Origin of the sequence: Paenibacillus harenae DSM 16969, assembly GCF_000422465.1 — a bacterium.
Classification (GTDB): domain Bacteria; phylum Bacillota; class Bacilli; order Paenibacillales; family Paenibacillaceae; genus Pristimantibacillus; species Pristimantibacillus harenae.
Map to the genome: position 1 here is coordinate 360,334 of NZ_KE383844.1, position 17,934 is coordinate 378,267.

17 protein-coding genes and 1 other annotated feature are annotated in these 17,934 nt (G+C 51.8%); of the genes, 7 read left to right on the top strand and 10 right to left on the bottom strand.

The window, feature by feature from the left end; genetic code table 11:
- Positions 1-93: 93 nt before the first annotated feature.
- The 6 genes from fumC to H581_RS0125685 form a co-directional block, all read right to left on the bottom strand.
- Positions 94-1,479 carry a class II fumarate hydratase gene (gene fumC / locus H581_RS0125655; protein ID WP_028612492.1) on the bottom strand — a complete coding sequence of 462 codons (1,386 nt, stop codon included), beginning with the start codon at positions 1,477-1,479 and terminating at the stop codon, positions 94-96.
- Positions 1,480-1,793: 314 nt separating this feature from the next.
- Entirely contained in the window at positions 1,794-2,462 is a 669-nt protein-coding gene (locus H581_RS0125660; protein ID WP_028612493.1) for a bifunctional 2-keto-4-hydroxyglutarate aldolase/2-keto-3-deoxy-6-phosphogluconate aldolase, read from the bottom strand.
- Positions 2,463-2,560: 98 nt separating this feature from the next.
- Positions 2,561-2,878: a Dabb family protein gene (locus H581_RS0125665; RefSeq protein WP_425414647.1), complete on the bottom strand. Its 318-nt coding sequence runs from the start codon at positions 2,876-2,878 to the stop codon at positions 2,561-2,563.
- Between the two features lie 148 nt (positions 2,879-3,026).
- Positions 3,027-4,700 carry a glycerol-3-phosphate dehydrogenase/oxidase gene (locus tag H581_RS0125670; RefSeq protein WP_036720081.1) on the bottom strand — a complete coding sequence of 558 codons (1,674 nt, stop codon included), beginning with the start codon at positions 4,698-4,700 and terminating at the stop codon, positions 3,027-3,029.
- Positions 4,701-4,878: 178 nt separating this feature from the next.
- On the bottom strand, positions 4,879-6,372 hold the full coding sequence (gene glpK, locus H581_RS0125680) for a glycerol kinase GlpK (protein ID WP_028612496.1): 1,494 nt from the start codon (positions 6,370-6,372) through the stop codon (positions 4,879-4,881).
- A gap of 64 nt (positions 6,373-6,436) precedes the next feature.
- On the bottom strand, positions 6,437-6,982 hold the full coding sequence (locus H581_RS0125685; RefSeq protein ID WP_028612497.1) for a glycerol-3-phosphate responsive antiterminator: 546 nt from the start codon (positions 6,980-6,982) through the stop codon (positions 6,437-6,439).
- A gap of 260 nt (positions 6,983-7,242) precedes the next feature.
- Here H581_RS0125685 and H581_RS0125690 point away from each other — a divergent pair, with 260 nt between their 5' ends.
- The gene (locus H581_RS0125690; RefSeq protein ID WP_051251372.1) at positions 7,243-8,388 is read left to right on the top strand and encodes a winged helix DNA-binding domain-containing protein; all 1,146 of its coding nucleotides are present in this window, start codon (positions 7,243-7,245) and stop codon (positions 8,386-8,388) included.
- Between the two features lie 463 nt (positions 8,389-8,851).
- Here the strand turns inward: H581_RS0125690 and H581_RS0125695 are convergent, their stop codons facing one another.
- Both H581_RS0125695 and H581_RS0125700 read right to left on the bottom strand, forming a co-directional pair.
- Positions 8,852-9,091 (bottom strand): hypothetical protein, encoded by a 240-nt coding sequence (locus tag H581_RS0125695; protein ID WP_028612499.1) that lies wholly within the window; start codon positions 9,089-9,091, stop codon positions 8,852-8,854.
- 213 nt (positions 9,092-9,304) lie between these two features.
- Positions 9,305-10,465 (bottom strand): aminotransferase class I/II-fold pyridoxal phosphate-dependent enzyme, encoded by a 1,161-nt coding sequence (locus tag H581_RS0125700; RefSeq protein ID WP_051251419.1) that lies wholly within the window; start codon positions 10,463-10,465, stop codon positions 9,305-9,307.
- Positions 10,466-10,532: 67 nt separating this feature from the next.
- Positions 10,533-10,770 (bottom strand) — a binding site (T-box leader).
- Positions 10,771-11,113: 343 nt separating this feature from the next.
- Here H581_RS0125700 and H581_RS0125705 point away from each other — a divergent pair.
- Positions 11,114-11,794 (top strand): class I SAM-dependent methyltransferase, encoded by a 681-nt coding sequence (locus H581_RS0125705; RefSeq protein ID WP_028612501.1) that lies wholly within the window; start codon positions 11,114-11,116, stop codon positions 11,792-11,794.
- Positions 11,795-11,849: 55 nt separating this feature from the next.
- On the opposite strand, the gene H581_RS0125710 is transcribed toward H581_RS0125705, so the two are convergent.
- Positions 11,850-12,434 carry a type 1 glutamine amidotransferase family protein gene (locus H581_RS0125710; protein WP_028612502.1) on the bottom strand — a complete coding sequence of 195 codons (585 nt, stop codon included), beginning with the start codon at positions 12,432-12,434 and terminating at the stop codon, positions 11,850-11,852.
- A gap of 152 nt (positions 12,435-12,586) precedes the next feature.
- Here H581_RS0125710 and H581_RS0125715 point away from each other — a divergent pair, with 152 nt between their 5' ends.
- Together H581_RS0125715 and H581_RS0125720 are read left to right on the top strand one after the other, a co-directional pair.
- Positions 12,587-13,552, top strand: coding sequence for a helix-turn-helix transcriptional regulator (locus H581_RS0125715; RefSeq protein ID WP_028612503.1), 966 nt, complete (start codon positions 12,587-12,589; stop codon positions 13,550-13,552).
- A gap of 137 nt (positions 13,553-13,689) precedes the next feature.
- Entirely contained in the window at positions 13,690-14,046 is a 357-nt protein-coding gene (locus H581_RS0125720; RefSeq protein ID WP_028612504.1) for a VOC family protein, read from the top strand.
- Positions 14,047-14,307: 261 nt separating this feature from the next.
- Here the strand turns inward: H581_RS0125720 and H581_RS0125730 are convergent, their stop codons facing one another.
- Positions 14,308-14,988, bottom strand: a complete 681-nt coding sequence (locus tag H581_RS0125730) for an S-layer homology domain-containing protein (protein WP_028612505.1) — start codon at positions 14,986-14,988, stop codon at positions 14,308-14,310.
- 234 nt (positions 14,989-15,222) lie between these two features.
- Between H581_RS0125730 and H581_RS0125735 the strand changes: the two genes are divergently transcribed.
- The 3 genes from H581_RS0125735 to H581_RS0125745 all read left to right on the top strand — a co-directional run bounded on the left by H581_RS0125735 (position 15,223) and on the right by H581_RS0125745 (position 17,734).
- Complete coding sequence (locus H581_RS0125735) at positions 15,223-15,663, top strand: copper amine oxidase N-terminal domain-containing protein (protein WP_028612506.1); 441 nt, start codon at positions 15,223-15,225, stop codon at positions 15,661-15,663.
- Between the two features lie 33 nt (positions 15,664-15,696).
- Positions 15,697-16,617: a PstS family phosphate ABC transporter substrate-binding protein gene (locus H581_RS0125740; protein WP_245600175.1), complete on the top strand. Its 921-nt coding sequence runs from the start codon at positions 15,697-15,699 to the stop codon at positions 16,615-16,617.
- 100 nt (positions 16,618-16,717) lie between these two features.
- Entirely contained in the window at positions 16,718-17,734 is a 1,017-nt protein-coding gene (locus H581_RS0125745; protein WP_342663452.1) for a PstS family phosphate ABC transporter substrate-binding protein, read from the top strand.
- Positions 17,735-17,934: the final 200 nt, after the last annotated feature.

Here is a 17,934-nt window from a genome sequence, read left to right on the forward strand (position 1 = left end):
AGATATCAACAATAACGTTTAACATAGCCTTTTTTTAAAAAAGGAGCTTGCACCTCGTCTCAATGACGATTTGGCGCAAGCCCCTATTTACAATTAGCGTTTGCCGATCATTTTCTCCGGACGGACATATTCATCGAACTGCTCCGATGTCAGAAGGCCGCTCGCAATGGCCGACTCCTTCAGGGTGAGACCATTCTTATGCGCGTTCTTCGCAATCGCGGCCGCGTTCTCATAACCGATATGCGGATTCAGCGCCGTTACGAGCATAAGCGATTGATCCAGATTGCGCTTGATCGCCGCTTCATTCGGCTCGATGCCGACCGCGCAATTATCGTTGAACGAAACCATGCCGTCTGCCATCAATGCGAGAGATTGCAGGAAGTTATAGATGATGACCGGCTTGAACACGTTCAGCTCAAAGTTGCCCTGGCTTGCAGCCATCGAGATCGCTGTGTCGTTGCCGATGACTTGGCATACGGCCATCGTGAGCGCTTCGCTTTGCGTCGGGTTGACCTTGCCCGGCATAATCGAGCTGCCCGGCTCGTTCTCCGGAATCGCAATCTCGCCGATGCCGCAGCGCGGGCCGCTGGCCAGCCATCTGACGTCGTTGGCGATTTTCATCAAATCGGCCGCGAGCGCTTTGATTGCGCCGTGCGTGTAGACGATCTGATCGTGGCTGGTGAGGGAGTGGAATTTATTCACTGCCGTCTCGAACTTTTTGCCCGTTAGAGCGGATACTTCCTCCGCAACCTTCACCGCAAAATCAGGGTGCGCGTTGAGCCCTGTGCCAACCGCCGTGCCGCCGAGCGCCAGATCGCGCATTTCTTCGACGCTCTGTACGAGCATCGCGCGCGTTCTGTCCAGCATCGAGTACCAGCCGCTGATTTCTTGGCCAAGCGTGATCGGCGTCGCGTCCTGCAGATGCGTACGGCCGATTTTGACGATGTCATTAAACTTCTCCGCTTTCGCGCGAAGCGTGCCGTTCAGCAGGTCCAGTGAAGGAAGCAAACGATCCTCCAGCGCGATCACGCCAGCAATATGCATCGCAGCCGGGAATGTGTCATTCGAGCTCTGCGAACGGTTCACGTCGTCGTTCGGGTGAATGCGCACGTCGCTGCCGCGTTCCGCCAGCAGGCTGTTCGCGCGGTTCGCGATAACTTCGTTGACGTTCATATTCGTTTGCGTGCCGCTGCCTGTCTGCCAGACGACGAGCGGAAAGTGCTCATCCCATTTGCCGGCTACGATCTCGTCGACGGCTTCGCCGATAATAGCCGCTTTCGCGGAATCCAGAACGCCAAGCTTCTCGTTCGCAAGCGCCGCAGCCTTCTTAATATAAGCCATAGCGTACACGACTTCGATCGGCATCCGCTCTCCGCTGATTTTGAAGTTTTGCAGACTGCGCTGCGTTTGAGCGCCCCACAGCTTGTCCGCCGGAACCTTGATTTCACCCATCGTATCCTTCTCAATGCGATAATCCATGAATTGAACGACTCCTTTGCCACCTATTGATTTGTCTATGAATGACTCTGTTTCTGTTATAACGCTATTCACGCCGAGAAGCAAGCGGACCACAATTGCCCCAGGTCTTAGGCAAGGTCGACCTCAATAAATATCGCATATCTCCCGGACCGGACCAAGTCGTCTGATCGGTTGTATCATAGAGATAGTAATATTGTTCTTGCTCGCTGACGAGAATAAACGGATCACGAATCCGGATCTGCTCACGAAGGATCATTTCGACGTTATCCCTTCAAATAAATACCCTGACAGAGAAGCTCCATCAGGGTATTGTCTTACAAGCCTTTCGCTTCGCGGTAAGCCGCGATATAAGCGGCCGCCTTCTTCTCGATCAGCGACAGGTCGCCGGTCTTCACCGCGTCCTTCGTCAGATCCGAGCCGATGCCGACGGCTACCGCGCCCGCCTTGACCCAGTCCTTCAAATTATCGAGCGACACTCCGCCGGTCGGCATAATGTTGGCCTGCGGAAGCGGTCCTTTGATGGACGGGATAACGCTTGGGGAATACAGATTGCCAGGGAACAGCTTCACGATATCGACGCCAAGCTCGAGCGCGTTCTGAATTTCCTGAATCGTCATCGTGCCCGGCATGACCGGTATCGCGTACCGGTTGCACAGCCTAATCGTATCGGGATTCAGCGCCGGCGCCACAACGTACTCCGCCCCTGCCAGAATCGCCGCCCGCGCCGTTTCCGGATCAAGCACCGTGCCTACTCCGATGATCGCGAAATGATCCGCATCCGGCGCTGCCGAGCTGGAATATTCCTTGGACAGCTGCTCGATGGCGCGCAATGCGAATGGAACCGTCATCGTAATCTCAATCGCTTTGATTCCGCCTTTGATGGCGCGGCGGGCCATCTCCGCCACTTCCTCCGCCGAGTCTGCGCGCAGTACCGCTACTACGCCCGCATCCGTCAGCTGTTGAAGCACTTTAAGCTTTTTCATTCGGTTGCCCTTCTTCCCATTTTGTTCATTTTCGTGCGAAAATGTTCTATCTGCTACGCCTATTATATTCGGAATCCAGCGATTCTTCAATCGTCTATCTACTTGGCATAGTCGATTTCAAGAAACTTCTCCACTTCATTCTTCCAACGCTCGTTCACGAACTGTACATGAAGCGGATGCTCGTTGTAAGCGTCATAATCGGCCTGACTGGCAAACTCCATGGCAAAACCGTGGTTATACTCGTTCTTGGCGCTAACCTGCTTGTATACCTGAAAGTTCGTGACGGTCGGAATCGACGTCAAGATCCGCTGGCCATCCTCCAGAAACCGGCGTTCCTCCTCCGATCCTTTCTCGTGCTTCAAGCTAAAAATAACCGAGTGCAAAATCCATTCCTTCGACTGTGCCGTCATGTCCATCGCTCTCCCTTCCTGGTATTATTCAACCATGATTTGAATGGCGAACTCATCTGACCGACCTCCCATAAGGAATCGTCCGTCTCCTACATGAATTGTAATAATATCAAGCGGAATTAGCAAATATATGCAGATGATTAAGGCGCACAGCCTAGTTTGCGGGAGATACTGCCATCTGCATTAAACGATCCATTTCTTCCCGGTAGCGGCGTTTCCGGCTATCATCCCATCCCAATAATTCGGACATAGCCGATAAAACTCCCTCTTTGTCTTGATGAACGGAATCGATATTGAAATATAGCCGTCCCGTACGACGTACCCAGAAGTCTTCCGGTTTGACGGCTCCTTCTTCCTCTACGGCATATCGCAGCTCGGCCGCCAATGATAGAGGCAACCCATGCGACCCCGCGAAGCTTCGGGATTCGTATGCCAGTTGAAAGAGCTTGGGAGCATTAGAGCCGTAGCGCCGAGCAAGCCGATTCGCAGCTTCTTCATCCAGTCCGCTATAACGGCTTTCCGCAATTTGCTCCTTGACGAAGCTGTCAAATCGCCGTGAACCGCCTACATCGCCGCCGGATATCGGCATATGCTTGGTGCTGCCCGCGGCGGAAAAGCTTTTCCCGTCAGCAGCCATAAGTTCGACCACCCGGTTCACAACGGTTTCGGCCATTTTCCGGTATCCCGTCAGCTTCCCTCCCGCTATGGAGAGCAAGCCGGACGGCGAGAGGAAAATCTCATCGCGGCGAGACACTTCCGAAGGATCCTTCCCCTCTTGCTGAATAAGCGGCCTAAGTCCCGCCCAGCTCGACTCCACATCCTTTTCCTGCAGCTTCATACTTGGGAATATGAAGTTAGCGGCTTCCAGCAAATAAGCCCGGTCCTTCTCCGTCATCGCCGGATGGGCAGGATCTCCCTTGTAGTCCGTATCCGTCGTCCCGAAATACGTCTTCCCGTCGCGGGGTATTGCAAATACCATTCTTCCGTCCGGCGTATCGAAATAAACGGCCTGCCGAAGGGGGAAACGGCGTTGATCGAATACGAGGTGAACTCCCTTCGTAAGCCGCAAAGTCTTACCTTCCTTCGAACGATCCTTTTCCCTTAGCTCATCAACCCAAGGTCCTGTGGCATTTACGACTCTACCGGCACGAACTTCATAGGCTTCTCCGCCGATGGAATCCCTAACGACAGCCCCCGTAATTTTCCCTTGCTCATACAAGAAGGATTCCACTCCCGCATAATTAACGGCAATTGCTCCGTACTCTGCCGCTTTCTTCATCACTTCAATCGTCAAGCGGGCGTCGTCTGTCCGATACTCGACATAGTATCCGCTGCCCAGAAGACCTTCCCGTTTCAAAAGAGGCTCCCTATTCAAGGTTTCTTGGACTTTGAACATTTTGCGCCGCTCTTGTCTCTTTACGCCCGCAAGGAAATCGTATACGCGCAACCCAATGGAAGTCATAAGCGGACCGAACGTCCCGCCTTTGTAGAAAGGCAGCATCATCCATTCCGGCGTCGTCACATGAGGCCCGTTCTCATATACAATGGCCCGCTCCTTCCCGACCTCCGCAACGACGCCGAACTCGAACTGCTTCAAATACCTGAGACCGCCATGCACCAGCTTTGTCGAACGGCTTGAAGTACCCGCGGCGTAATCCTGAAGCTCCGCAAGCGCGACCCGTAATCCTCTGGAAGCGGCATCGAGCGCGATGCCCGCTCCGGTAATGCCGCCTCCGATAATCAACAAGTCAAAGGTTTGTTCGGATAGAGCGGCTAGACTCGCTTTCCTGTTAAGTGAAGATAAAAATTGTTTTCCATGTTCTGACATGATAGTTCCCCCTTATTTCTCGATTGCCGAAAGCTCAGTGACATCCGGATACCATTTTCTGACGGCGGTATGCAAAAAAACCATGACAATTACTTTCAGCTTGCCCAAAGGCTTGCCGAAAGTCGTCATGGTTTCTCCAGTTCTCCAACCGATATTAACTTGTGTCCTAACTATACCACTATTCGTTCTTGAATGCTATGGCCGCTTGAACCGCCCGGCCCCATCCTTTGTACAGCTCGATGCGAAGGTTCGCATCCATTCGCGGAACGAACGATCGTTCGATCTTCTTCAATTGGCGAATTTGTTCGCGATCGCTCCAATAACCGACAGCTAAACCAGCCAGATAGGCGGCTCCGAGAGCCGTTGTTTCATGAACTGCCGGTCTTTCAACCGCAGTACCCAGCATGTCGCTCAGAAACTGCATCAGGAAATCGTTCATAACAACTCCGCCGTCTACGTTTAAGTTACTGAACTCCATACCGGAATCCTCTTCCATTACCTTTAAGACATCCTTGGTCTGGTAGGCCAGCGACTCTAACGTAGCCCGTACCAAATGCGCTTTGGTCGTACCTCTTGTTAGGCCGAATACGGAGCCGCGAACATCACTGTCCCAATGGGGAGTTCCAAGTCCTACGAAAGCAGGCACGACGTAGACGCCTTCGGTCGAATCCACCTGGAAGGCAAGCTCTTCCGTCTCGCCGGCAGAAGCGATGAGACCGAGCCCGTCCCGCAGCCACTGAATGGCCGATCCCGCTACGAAGATACTGCCTTCAAGCGCGTATTCGATCTCACCGTCTATCTGCCATGCGATTGTCGTCAACAATCCATGAGCGGACGTTACGGCCTTCGCCCCCGTATGCATGAGCATGAAGCAGCCGGTGCCGTACGTATTCTTCACACTGCCAGGCGTATGACAGCCCTGCCCGAACAAGGCCGCTTGCTGGTCTCCTACGACGGAAGCGATCGGAATCCGGGCTCCGAACAAGGCTGCATCGGTCTCTCCATATACCTCCGAGGTCATGCGGACTTCCGGCAGCATCGCTTTGGGGATGTCGAGAATATTCAACAACTGCTCATCCCATTTTCCTTCATGAATATTGTAGAGCAATGTCCGGGAAGCGTTGGAAGGATCGGTAACATGTATGCGCCCCCCTGTCAGCTTCCACACCAGCCAACTATCGATGGTCCCGAACAGCAGGTCCCCCTGAGCAGCCTTTTCCCGCAATCCTTCCGTTTCGTTGAGCAGCCAGGATAACTTCGTCCCGGAGAAATAAGGATCGAGCAGAAGCCCGGTTTTGCCCGTAAACAGCGGTTCATGCCCGGAAGCTTTGAGTTCCGCGCACAAGTCCGCGGTCTGTCTCGATTGCCAGACGATTGCCCGCCGTATAGGCTGACCGGTAGTCTTGTCCCACACAACCGTCGTCTCCCGCTGGTTGGTAATGCCGATGGCCGCCACTTGGCCGGGAGCAACCCCGGAGCTATTCAACGTGCCGCGGATGACGTTAAGCGCCGACTGCCAAATTTGCTCGGCATCGACTTCAACCCATCCGGGCTTCTCATAATGCAGAGGAACTTCCTCGCGAGTGATATCCCTGATATTCCCTTCCCGGTCTACCAACATCGCCCGAGTGCTTGTCGTACCTTGATCCAATGTTAAGATATATGATTCCATTAAGAACACCTCTTTATTATTCAGGATTACAGCTCTCTATGCCTTATCTATCGTTAGGGGCGGCTTACGCCCACAATTGCTGCCGGGATGTCGTGATAGCAGCCGCACCCGCACGGAGAGCTTCTTCCACTTCCCCAATCGTACGGATTAATCCCCCTGATATGACAGGGATTCCGGTCCTTTCTCGAACCTCAGCGATCAAATGCGGTACAATCCCTGGTAATACTTCGATGAAATCGGGCTTCGTTTTCCCGGCCAGCTCTATGCTTTTGTCCATCGCTCCCGAATCGATCAGAAAGATTCTTTGGATCGAAATCAAACCATTTTGCTTCGTTTTCTGAATAACGGCCGTTCGCGTGGATATTAGACCTGCGGGACGAATTTGCTGACATAGAAATTCCGCGGCATATTCATCGTTCTTGAGCCCCTCGATAAGATCGGCGTGAAGCAGCACTTTCTTGCCATGCTGATTAGCCAAGTCGACCATCGGCTTCATGAGTCCGACCCGGCCTCCCAACAAGACGATATACTCGAACGAAAGCGAAAGCAGCTTCTCCAGCTCTTTCATACTCTTGATCGCTGGCAGTACCCGTTGGTTAGCAAAAGACAAGTTCGTCACTCCCTATCGTTACATGTGCTATACCGCACTCTTTTTAATATGACATAGGAACGGCACGAATTCAATGAATGAAAGCAAAGAGGCCCGCGGAATTCTAATGCCGGAGCAAGCCCTAGGCGACCGCTATCGTCTTCGGTAATTCCGTACTCATCGGATATGCCAAGCCGGGCAGCTTACAACCCTGACAAACAGCTGTCAGGATTGTTATTCTATAATAAAGACAATAGAACATGATCAAGGGGGTTCACGATATGCAAAAATCTCGGCCGGCCAAAGCTGCAGCGCCAATACTCGGCAAGCGGGCGCTGAATCGCGCATTGCTCGAACGCCAATTGCTGCTGCGCCGCTCGAATTTATCGGCGCTGGAGGCCATCGAGCGCTTAGCGGGCATACAGGCGCAAGCGCCGAATCCGCCGTACTTCGGCCTATGGTCACGGCTCGAAGGCTTTCAACAGGAGCAATTGTCCGGGCTGCTGCACAACCGGGACGCCGTACGGATCGTTCTCATGCGGTCGACCATCCACCTCGTTTCCGCACGGGACTGCCTCACCTTTCGCCCGATCCTGCAGCCTATGCTCGAACGCGCATTATGCTCAGCCTACGGCCGCAAGCTCGACGGCGTAGAGCTCGTGCGCCTTGCAGACATCAGCCGCGAGCTGGTCGAGGCGCAGCCGCTGACCTTCAACGAGCTGGGCAAGCGGCTTGCCGGACATTGGCCGGGCTGCGATCCGGCCGCACTCGCAAGCGGCGCCCGCAACCTGCTGCCGCTTGTACAAGTGCCGCCGCGCGGCATATGGGGCTCCGGGGGTCAAGCTGCGCATACCACCGCCGAGCATTGGCTTGGCTTCCCGCTCGCGGAGACCGCCGCGCCGGACAGCCTGCTGCTCCGTTATCTGGCTGCCTTCGGCCCCGCCTCGATCCGGGATATGCAGGTATGGTCCGGCTTGACGAAGCTGCGCGAAGTAGTCGAGATTCTCCGCCCGCAATTACGCACATTTGAGGACGAGAACGGAAATGAGCTGTTCGACCTGCCGGACGCGCCGCTTCCTGATCCCGGCACCATTTCCCCGCCGCGCTTCTTGTCCGAGTTCGATAACATGCTCTTATCCTTTGCGGATAGAAGCCGAATCATCGACGAAAGATACAAACCGCTCGTCTTTACCGTCAACGGCATTATTCGCGCCGCCTTTCTTATCGACGGCTTTGTGCGCGGCATATGGAGAATCGAGCAGGCGCGCGGAGAGGCCGCACTGCTGATTACACCGTTTGAGCCGCTGAGCCAAGCGGAACAGAAAGCTCTGACGGAGGAAGGCGCGGGCTTGCTCCAATTTGCAGCGGCGGACTGCTCACACGATATCAAATTTTTGATTGGCGATTTATCTACAACTTTAAAATAAAGTCATATATGGGTTATGCAGTTAACAAAAACGTCGGGAATCATAAATCTTTCTTCTACGAAATACTGCTCTAGGCGGAGGTTGTAATTGCTCCGTACTTTGAGCCATTTGAGGCCGTCCGGGGGATTAGGCTACGCGGGGGCATGATTTGCACATCCGGACGGAAACCGGCCGGACTGTAGTTCATCGCCTTATTCTTTTGGAAAAGTACTCCATGGGAAATCGCAGGTTTACTTGGGGACAAGTATGGATCTATATGAGTTGAATGAAAGAAACGAAAGCGTGGAGCGGAGAGAGCCAATCGTCTGGAGAAACGGGCTGGAACAGCGATTGTAAGAATGATTTGCTCTCGCAGCGCTAACAGCTGATGTAAATCAATCGTTCAACTTATATAGAACCTTAGTAGGTATAAGAATTTTTCAAATAGGGTGCTTTTAATGTGTTGGTAACAAAATATTTATCGTCATCGAAAAAATGTGACAATACCTGCAGAGAGTAACATTAAAATGGCAAGTATCATGAGGAAGTATCCAAAAAACCTTATTGGTTTGGGTAATGTGTTTAAATCCACTTTTTTGGGTGGACCTCCGCCTTCAATGTTTTGCATCGGCAGTAGTTCTTCATTAAAAGTGTTATTATGACTGATTTTTTCGAGCGAGCTTGGTTGAGTCTCATATGTGTGTTTTTCATCTTTTTTATCCATAACATCGTCTCCTTACTAATTAATTTCTCTTACCCTATAAGAGCGGAGAAGGTGTATCATCTTTTTTTATTTATGAAAAATAAACATTAATGGAAGGAGCGATCATATGTTGAAAAAAATGCGCAATACCTTGCGCTAATGGGCGAAGACCCTTCGACATCCGTTACCGACCCCTCGGGTCAATGAGGGCACTCTTCGGTTCTCCCCTTAGCCTCAAACCAAACCTTTCAGACATCGGTCCATCCGCTCCAGCGCCTCCGTCAGCCTGGACACGGAAGAGGCGTAAGAGCATCGGATAAAGCCTTCGCCCCCCTTGCCGAATACGTGACCGGGAACGCCTGCGACTTTGGCTTCAACCAGAAGCCTGCGGGCAAAAACATCCGAGGAAAGCCCCGTATGCGCTACGGACGGGAAAGCATAGAAGGCGCCTTCCGGCTCGTGACAGGGCAGCCCGATCTCCCGAAGTCCCTTTACGAATAGTCTTCTGCGCCGGGCGTACGATTCGATCATCGCATCCTTCTCGCCGAGGCCGTTACGAAGCGATTCGATCGCAGCGATCTGACCAAGGATCGGCGCGCACATGACGGTGTACTGGTGGATTTTCAGCATCGCCGCAATAAGATCCGGGTGGCCGCATACGTACCCGATCCGCCAGCCCGTCATGGCAAAAGCTTTGGAGAAGCCGCTTATCAGCAGCGTCCGCTCCTTCATCCCCGGCAGCGATGCAAAGCTGGCATGCTTTTGTCCATAGGTGAGCTCTGCATAAATTTCATCGGAGATGACGATCAGATCGTTCTCGCGGACGAGCTTCGCTATCGGCAGCCAATCCTCATAGGTCATTATCGCACCGGTCGGATTATTCGGATAATTCACGATCAGCACCTTGGATCGCGGTGTGATATGCGGCTTCAAAGCTTCAGCCGTCAGCTTGAACTGATCCTTCGCGAATGTCTCGACCTCGACCACCGTCCCGCCGTTCAGCTGGGCAATCGGCGAATAAGCAATGTAGCTGGGAACCGGCATAATAATCTCATCGCCCGTCGTGATTAACGCCCGCAGCGCCGCGTCAATCGCTTCGCTCCCGCCTACCGTCACCATGATTTCATCTGCGGGCTCATATTGGACCTGGAAGCTGTTGTACAAGTAACCCGCAATCTCCTCGCGAAGCTCGAGCAGCCCCGCATTCGGCGTATAGGTTGTTCGGCCAAGCTCCAGCGCGCGTACGCAAGCGGCCCTGACCAGCTCCGGCGTTACGAAGTCCGGCTCCCCGACGCCGAGCGAGATGATCTCCTTATTCCCTTCAGCCAAGCTGAAAAATTCACGAATGCCCGAAGGCGGGATTTGACGTACAACCGGCGACAGTTTTTCAAACATAGATCCTTTTTCCACAGCTTCTCCTCCTCATGTCTGCGACCCAAAAAAAAAAAGAGACCCATCCCTGTAAAGGGACGAGTCTCCACCCGTGTTACCACCCTAGTTCCGCGCATAAGCGCGGCACTCCGCTCACGTATCCATCAATACGCGTTCCCGTTAACGCTGGACCTGCGGCAGAGCTTACTCACCTTTCAGCCTGCTTCTCGGAGATGGCTTTCCGCTAGCGCCGGAACGTTGGTTTTCAGCTGCCCCAACTCTCTGTCCGAACCGGTGTCTAACGTACTCTTTCTCGTCATCGAATAAAATGCTATTCAACTTGAAATATTGAATCCGCTCTGATCGGAAGATTGTCTCTCACCGAGACCGCCCCGAGGACGGAGCGGGCATGCAGCCCCTTCTCGCCGAAGACGTCCATCATCAGATCGGAATTTGCGATTCATAAATTTTACCAATAATAACACCGATGACGAAGATGCGCAATACTCTTTTTTTTGGGAAAAAAGACGGTTTGGTGAGTGATAGGTTAAACCTATAATTATTATCCATTTTATATATTTCCGATATGGAGAGAAGGACTGTATGATACAACTACCTGATCAGGCTGAGACAGAGGCAGCTAACGAATGGACTGGTGGAGGAGAATGAATGATGAGCGATATCGTAAAAAAACAGTTCGATAACGTCGCAAAGGACTACGACCGGCAGCGCCGGCAGTTAATTCCCTGCTTTGACGATTTTTACGGCATGGCGGCCGATTGGGTCCAGTGCGGGCTTGCGGCTCCGCGCATATTGGATCTAGGGGCGGGAACCGGCCTTTTCTCCGCTTATATGCGAAGCAAGTTTCCGGAAGCCCCGCTCACCCTGATCGACTTTAGCGAAGAAATGCTGAGGCAGGCGCGCGCCAGATTCCAGGATGACCCGAATGTGCGTTATATCACGGGAGATTATACGACCTATCCGCATACGGAACGCTACGACGCCGTCGTCTCCTCTCTCTCCATTCATCACTTGACCCATGCCGGTAAAAAGCAGCTGTTCCGAACCGTTCACGGCTTGCTGGCAGATGGAGGGGTCTTCGTCAACGCCGACCAGGCGGCTGGAACGACGCCTTATTTCGATGAAGCTTATATGGCGAAATGGGAAGAAACGATACGGAGGAGCGGCCTGTCGACGGAAGCGGTCGAAGCCTCGATTGAGAGGAGAAAGGCGGACATAAACGCCAGCGTAAGCGATCAGCTGGAATGGCTTCGCGAGGCAGGCTTCGCGGACAGCGATTGCGTGTACAAACACAATGGATTCGCCGTCTTTGCCGCCCGCTGCCTAGGGTAAGCCGATCGCTCGCGAAGCGGGATTCATGCTTGGGGAAGCGGAGCCTTAAGATGCGCTACGCATTGATATATCCTTTTTTGAAAATAGCGTACCACTGCTCCAGCGCTTCCCCCTGATAGACGCCGAGCCGCTCCAGAATCAGCTTCGCGAACTCCACGGCGGCGCTGCCGTTGGCCGTAATGAGCGGGCCGTCTGCCACCGCCTGCGCATCCACGTAATTCGCATCGCCTCTGTACGCCGGCGCGCCCTGCTTTAAGTTAACCAGCATATTGCCGGTGTGCTTATGCTGCTCCAGAAAACCGTGCCTGCCGAGGAAGGTCGTCGCGTCGCAGATCGCCGCCACTCCCGCCTCCCGCTCCAGGCAATACCGAATAACATCCGCCGCCTTCTCGTTGACCGGCTCGCTCCAGCCGGTTCCGCCGGGCACAATGAGCATCGCGATGTCCAGCTTCGTCCACTCTTCGTCGCCCGCCGCATAATCCGGCAGCACCTTGAAGCCGCCCATCGACGTTTTTGGCTCACGGTCAACAGCGATCGTCTTTACCTCATAACCGGATTGCGGCTGATTTAACTCCGAGCACACATAGCCGGCTTCCCAATCTGCAAATCCGTCGGTCAAAAATACTAACACTTGTTTCATTTAAAATCCCTCCCAGGTTCTTGGCTTCTTCATGCGTTAAGCATATCCCAGCTCCCCTGACAAAGGCTGTCAGTGAAGCTTAACAAGCATTCTTAAATAGATGAAGCATACTGCGCTATCGTGCGTTATAATGTCTGCAGAGGTGAACAAGCATGGCCAAATGGGAAAATATGCTGAAAATCGTATGGTTGCTGCGATCCGGAAAAACAATGACCGCCGAACAGCTGTCCGAGGAATTGGAGATGAGCGTGCGAACCGTCTATCGGTATATCGATGCTCTATGCGCAAGCGGAGTGCCGGTTATTGCGGAGCCCGGCCATGACGGCGGCTATTCGCTGCCCGGCTCGTTCAAGCAGGCTCCTTTATTTTTTGACCCTTCCGAATTGAAAGCCGTGCTCCACGCCGCATTATTCGCCCAAGGCGCCGGTTATCCCTTCGAGGACGATCTGCAGCGGGCGCTGCAAAAAATACAGCTGTATCACGGCGAGAAGAAGCCGGGTGATTGGGAGCGCCTGACTACCGGAATGGACGTCATTCCGAACGCGGGACATCAAGCGCTAAAGCCCGCGCTCCAATTGCTGGAGAAATGCGTAGCGGAACGTTTGACAATAAGCGTCCTCTATTCCAAAACCGCGGATGAAAAGCCGGAGCAGCGGATACTCGACCCGTATGGCCTCGCATTCCGCTCGAACCGGTGGTACATCGCCGCCTATTGCCGCCGGCGGCAGGCCGTGCGCACCTTCCGCGTCGACCGGATCGAACAGGCCCAAGCTACCGGACAGACGTTCCAGCTTCCGGACGGCTTTTCCGCCAAATCGTATTTTGAACAAGTAGCCTCTGTACAAGCACCGGCAAGCGAAGACGCATGCCTCATTCTTCTTGAAGGGTCGGCGGACAGTCTGGACCGTCTAGCGGGCCACTGGTATTTGCGGAACTGTATCGTGGATCGCGGGACCCGAACGCTTGCCCTGCGGATCGACTCGGAAACGATGTTGAAATATGTACCGCCGCTGCTGCTGTCCTACGCCTCTACCGTCCGCGCGGTGGATCCTCCGGAACTGGTGAAGGAGATGCGCAACCTCGTTCTTGAGCTGGCGAATCATTACTCGCCTGAATAATTCGCGTTATTTTGTGCGCAGCAGCCCGCATAATTGACACCCCCCTGTTTTGATCCATCTCATGATACAATGGGCGAGACGGTCATCCAGAGCCATTCAACACTTCTTAGTTAGCTTAACGAAAAGGAGCGAATAGAATGAGTGTGATTTCGAGGAAAGCGGGTGCTATATTCATTCCTGTAAGCGACATTGCGAAAGCGCGGGATTGGTATTGCTCCCTTCTGGGGCTAGAGCCTACTTTCGAGATTATTGCAGGCCACTTGTGCTGTATCCCCATGGATAACAACGGCTTGAATCTCGTCTTGGACAGCAAAATTTTCAACGAAGAGTCCACCTACCGAAATCCGGCCTTTCACTTTAACGCCGACGATATTCAGGAAGCTTATCAATTCATGAAGCAGCGCGGCATCGAGCTTGTTACGGCCATCGAGAACGGACATTGGTTTAATTTCAAGGATCCGGACGGCAACCTGCTGATGATTTGTAAATGTTAAAAGGCTAAAAGGTTAAGCACCTAAATAAGACTAAGCGCGTTGCGAGACGCCTTTGGCTTATTTTTTTCAGGGAATGATCGGGATCCTGAAGCGAGAACTGCTGCAGATCCCGATAGATTTATCGCCGGATGAGCAGGCGGAGTGAAGCAAGCTGTTGGGCGGCTTGAAGCTAAATCGACATGGAATCCATTCGATCGGTCAGTCTACAAGAATGGGCGGCCGGCACGAAACGAGCGAAAGCATCAACTTAACTTCACCGTATTACGCTTCCGGCTCAGGCTCCATGACGGCATCGTCCTTATGCGCCTCAATAAAGGTTACCGCTTCGTACAGTATGGAGGCGGCTTCCGCTCTCGTCAGGATGCGGGCCGGATCAAAGTTACCCTCTTCATCCAGCGATGCGATTTTATACAGCAGCGACCGCTGAATCGTGCCTTGGTAGGCGGCGTTGATGTCCTGCTCGTCCGTGACGGGGATGAGCATCTTAACTAGCGGATACTGGCCCGTCAGCTCAACGGCCTGCACCAGATAATGAACGAACTGTTCCTTGGTCAGCGGCGCTTTCGGGTCGATCTCCGCCGGAATGTCCAGACCGTTATAATGGGCGATGATGAAGTCCTCCGCATACCAGGCGTCATTGGCTACCTTCGTATAATAATCTGCCGCAACCGGCGCACGCATAAAATCGATAGCCGCAAGGCTGATCTGCGTCGTCCGCACAATCAATGAAATCCCTTGCGCTGCGGTTAATTGATCCTCCGGATTAAACGTCGCAGCACTCACTCCTCTTACGATCCCTTTCTCCTGCAGCGCCTTAATTTGAGCTTTATTGTCCACGTTTGCGATATCCGTAAAAACATCGGCCGCGAAAGCCCGAGTTACAATGGATGCGGATAATAGCACTACGGCAGCTGCCATTGCGGCACTCCAACGTTTCTTCATGGTCGTCCACCTCTTCATCTAGTTGTTATGTCCTACCCTTAGGACGGTCACGCGTCAAAAAAGGTTGCAGCTCCTCATGTTCTTTACATTCTCTTTGGAATTAATTAACGGTCTGAAAACAATTGCAAAATACCCGTTTTACAATTGTTACCTAAAATTTAGACAAGGGAGTTCGGTCTTATGCCTATATGCCTATAACGGACACCAACAAACTATTCGAAAGTAGGATGTACGATGAAGAAGAAAATTGCAATTCTTATTGGTGCGGTTTTATTGCTTTCTTCCGTAAGCACGGCGCTTGCTGCTCCGACAGTTCCAACTGCTTCCGCAGTTGAAACCGTAATGACGGACGGTATCGTCGAAAGTACAGCGATGGTTCCTTTACGAAAAGTGTTCGAAGATCTAGGCGCAATCATCGAATGGGATCATGAATCCAAAACGATTCACATCGATTTCCCTGAAGAAGATAAAAACGTTCTTGTCGATGTTGCTGAGAAATCGGCGCTTTACATCGGTTCACAAATCTTTTTTGAAGATAATATGAAGCTGGTTGAAGGCCGCATCTATGTTTCTGCGGATTTTATTGAAACCGTAATGGGCGGGCAAATTGAGCTTGTTCAAAATATGTACAAACTGGTTGTCGTAGAAGAAGCGGCACCGGCACCGGCAGCTTAATAATAATAGAAGAATAGGGAGTGCATGACTTTGTTGAAAAAATGGATGGGTAAAACGCTTCTGATTGCAGGAGTAGCAAGCCTTTTGTTCACATCAGTCGGACAAGCGGCTTCATCTTTAAAAGGAACGATCGATATCGACGGCTCCAGTACCGTATTCCCGATTACAGAAGCGGTTGCAGAAGAATTCGGTAAATTGCACACGAACGTGCGGGTTCCAGTCGGCGTATCGGGTACAGGCGGAGGATTCAAGCGCTTCTGTGCTGGCGAAACCGCCATCAGCAACGCTTCCAGACCGATTAAAGATTCCGAGAAAAAAGCTTGTAAAGATAAAGGGATTTCTTATTTAGAGTTTGCCGTTGCTTATGACGGACTATCCGTTCTGGTCAACCCTAAGAACACTTGGGTAAAATCTTTGACTGTTGAGCAATTACATGCCATTTTCAAAGCAGACAGCACAGTTAAAACCTGGAAAGACGTAAATAGCGCATGGCCGGATGAAGCCATTAAAATTTACTCCCCTGGTTCGGATTCCGGTACATTCGATTACTTCACGGAAGCGATTAACAAGAAAGCGCAATCCAGCCGCAATGATAAACAAATCACGTTCAGCGAAGACGACAACGTGCTTGTGCAAGGTATTGCTAACGACAAAAATGCTATCGGCTATTTCGGATTTGCTTACTATGAAGAGAACAAGAAAAAGCTGAAGCTTGTCCCGGTTGACGCCGGCAAAGGAGCTATTACGCCAACGCCAAAGACGATCGCGAATGGAACTTATGCGCCTCTTTCCAGACCATTGTTCATCTATGTGAATAAGAAGGAAATAGCTCGTCCTGAAGTAAAGGAATTCACGAAATTCTACTTGCAAAATGCCGGTAAATTGGCTACAGAAGTAGGTTACATCGCTCTTTCATCCAAATGGTACCAATCACAATTAAAGAGAGTGAAATAATTTCATTAAATAGAAGTGAAGAGCCCTGCTTTCTTATTTAAATGGGAAGCAGGGTGCTTTTCGTTAACTTACAATCATGATTATAGGGAGTTGCAGGATTTTGGAATTAAGAAAAAATGGTTTAGTTATTCTTATAGTTGTTCTTCTTCTATTCTTGGCGGCTTGCGGGAATAGCCAGGATCCAACGGATAACGGGAGTGGAAACGAAATAACGGAGGAAGAAACCGGATCTGAATCCGAGAATGCCTTGGCCGATGGCGGTGAAGCTCAAATGCTGCTCGCCGGTATGATCGAAATCGACGGCTCCAGTACGGTCTTCCCAATCACAGAAGCCGTTGCGGAGGAATTCGGAAAGATGAACTCCGGCGTGAGAGTGCCGGTAGGCGTCTCGGGAACCGGCGGCGGTTTCAAACGATTCTGCGCAGGCGAAACAGCCATCAACAACGCATCACGCGTCATTAAAGACGAAGAAAAGACATTATGCGAGAGCAATGTCATTGATTATATCGAGCTGGCGGTTGCTTATGACGGCTTGTCTGTGCTTGTGAATAAAGAAAATGATTTTGTAGACAAACTTACGGTTGATGAATTAAAAGCGATCTTCCAGTCCGGCAGCAAAGCCGTAACCTGGAACGATGTCCGCGCTGATTGGCCGAAGGAAAAAATAGTCATGTTCTCACCCGGCACCGACTCCGGTACATTCGATTATTTTACGGAGGTCATTAATGGCGAAGTCAAAGCCATCCGTAATGATACTCAAATCTCATTCAGCGAAGACGACAATGCGCTCGTTCAGGGCATTGCTGGAGATAAATACGCGATCGGTTATTTCGGATTCGCTTATTATGAAGAAAATAAAGACCGGTTAAAGCTGGTTCCGATCGACAACGGCAAAGGACCGATTCTGCCTAATGAAACAACGATTAATGACGGGACCTACGCCCCTCTCTCAAGACCGCTGTATATTTACGTAAGCAAAGACCATTTGTTAGACATGGAAGTATATGAATTCGTGAATTATTACATTGAACAGGCGCCAACGCTTGCGGAAGAGGTTGGATATATCGCTCTTCCCGAAGAGATGTATGCCAAGGACATGGAACTTTTATTGGAATAGGTTCACTTGCAATACGAAGGAGTGCGGGGATATGAGAAATCATTTCCCCGCTTTTTATTATATCGGCGCTATCTGTATTCGACGCTTTTGGCACTACCTAGGCTATCTCCGCTCCAATCGCATGCAGTTTGCCTAGTCAAAATTTCAATCCGCTCCATCCGCCCCGCTTTGACTGTACTTTATACATCCAAAAAGCCGCC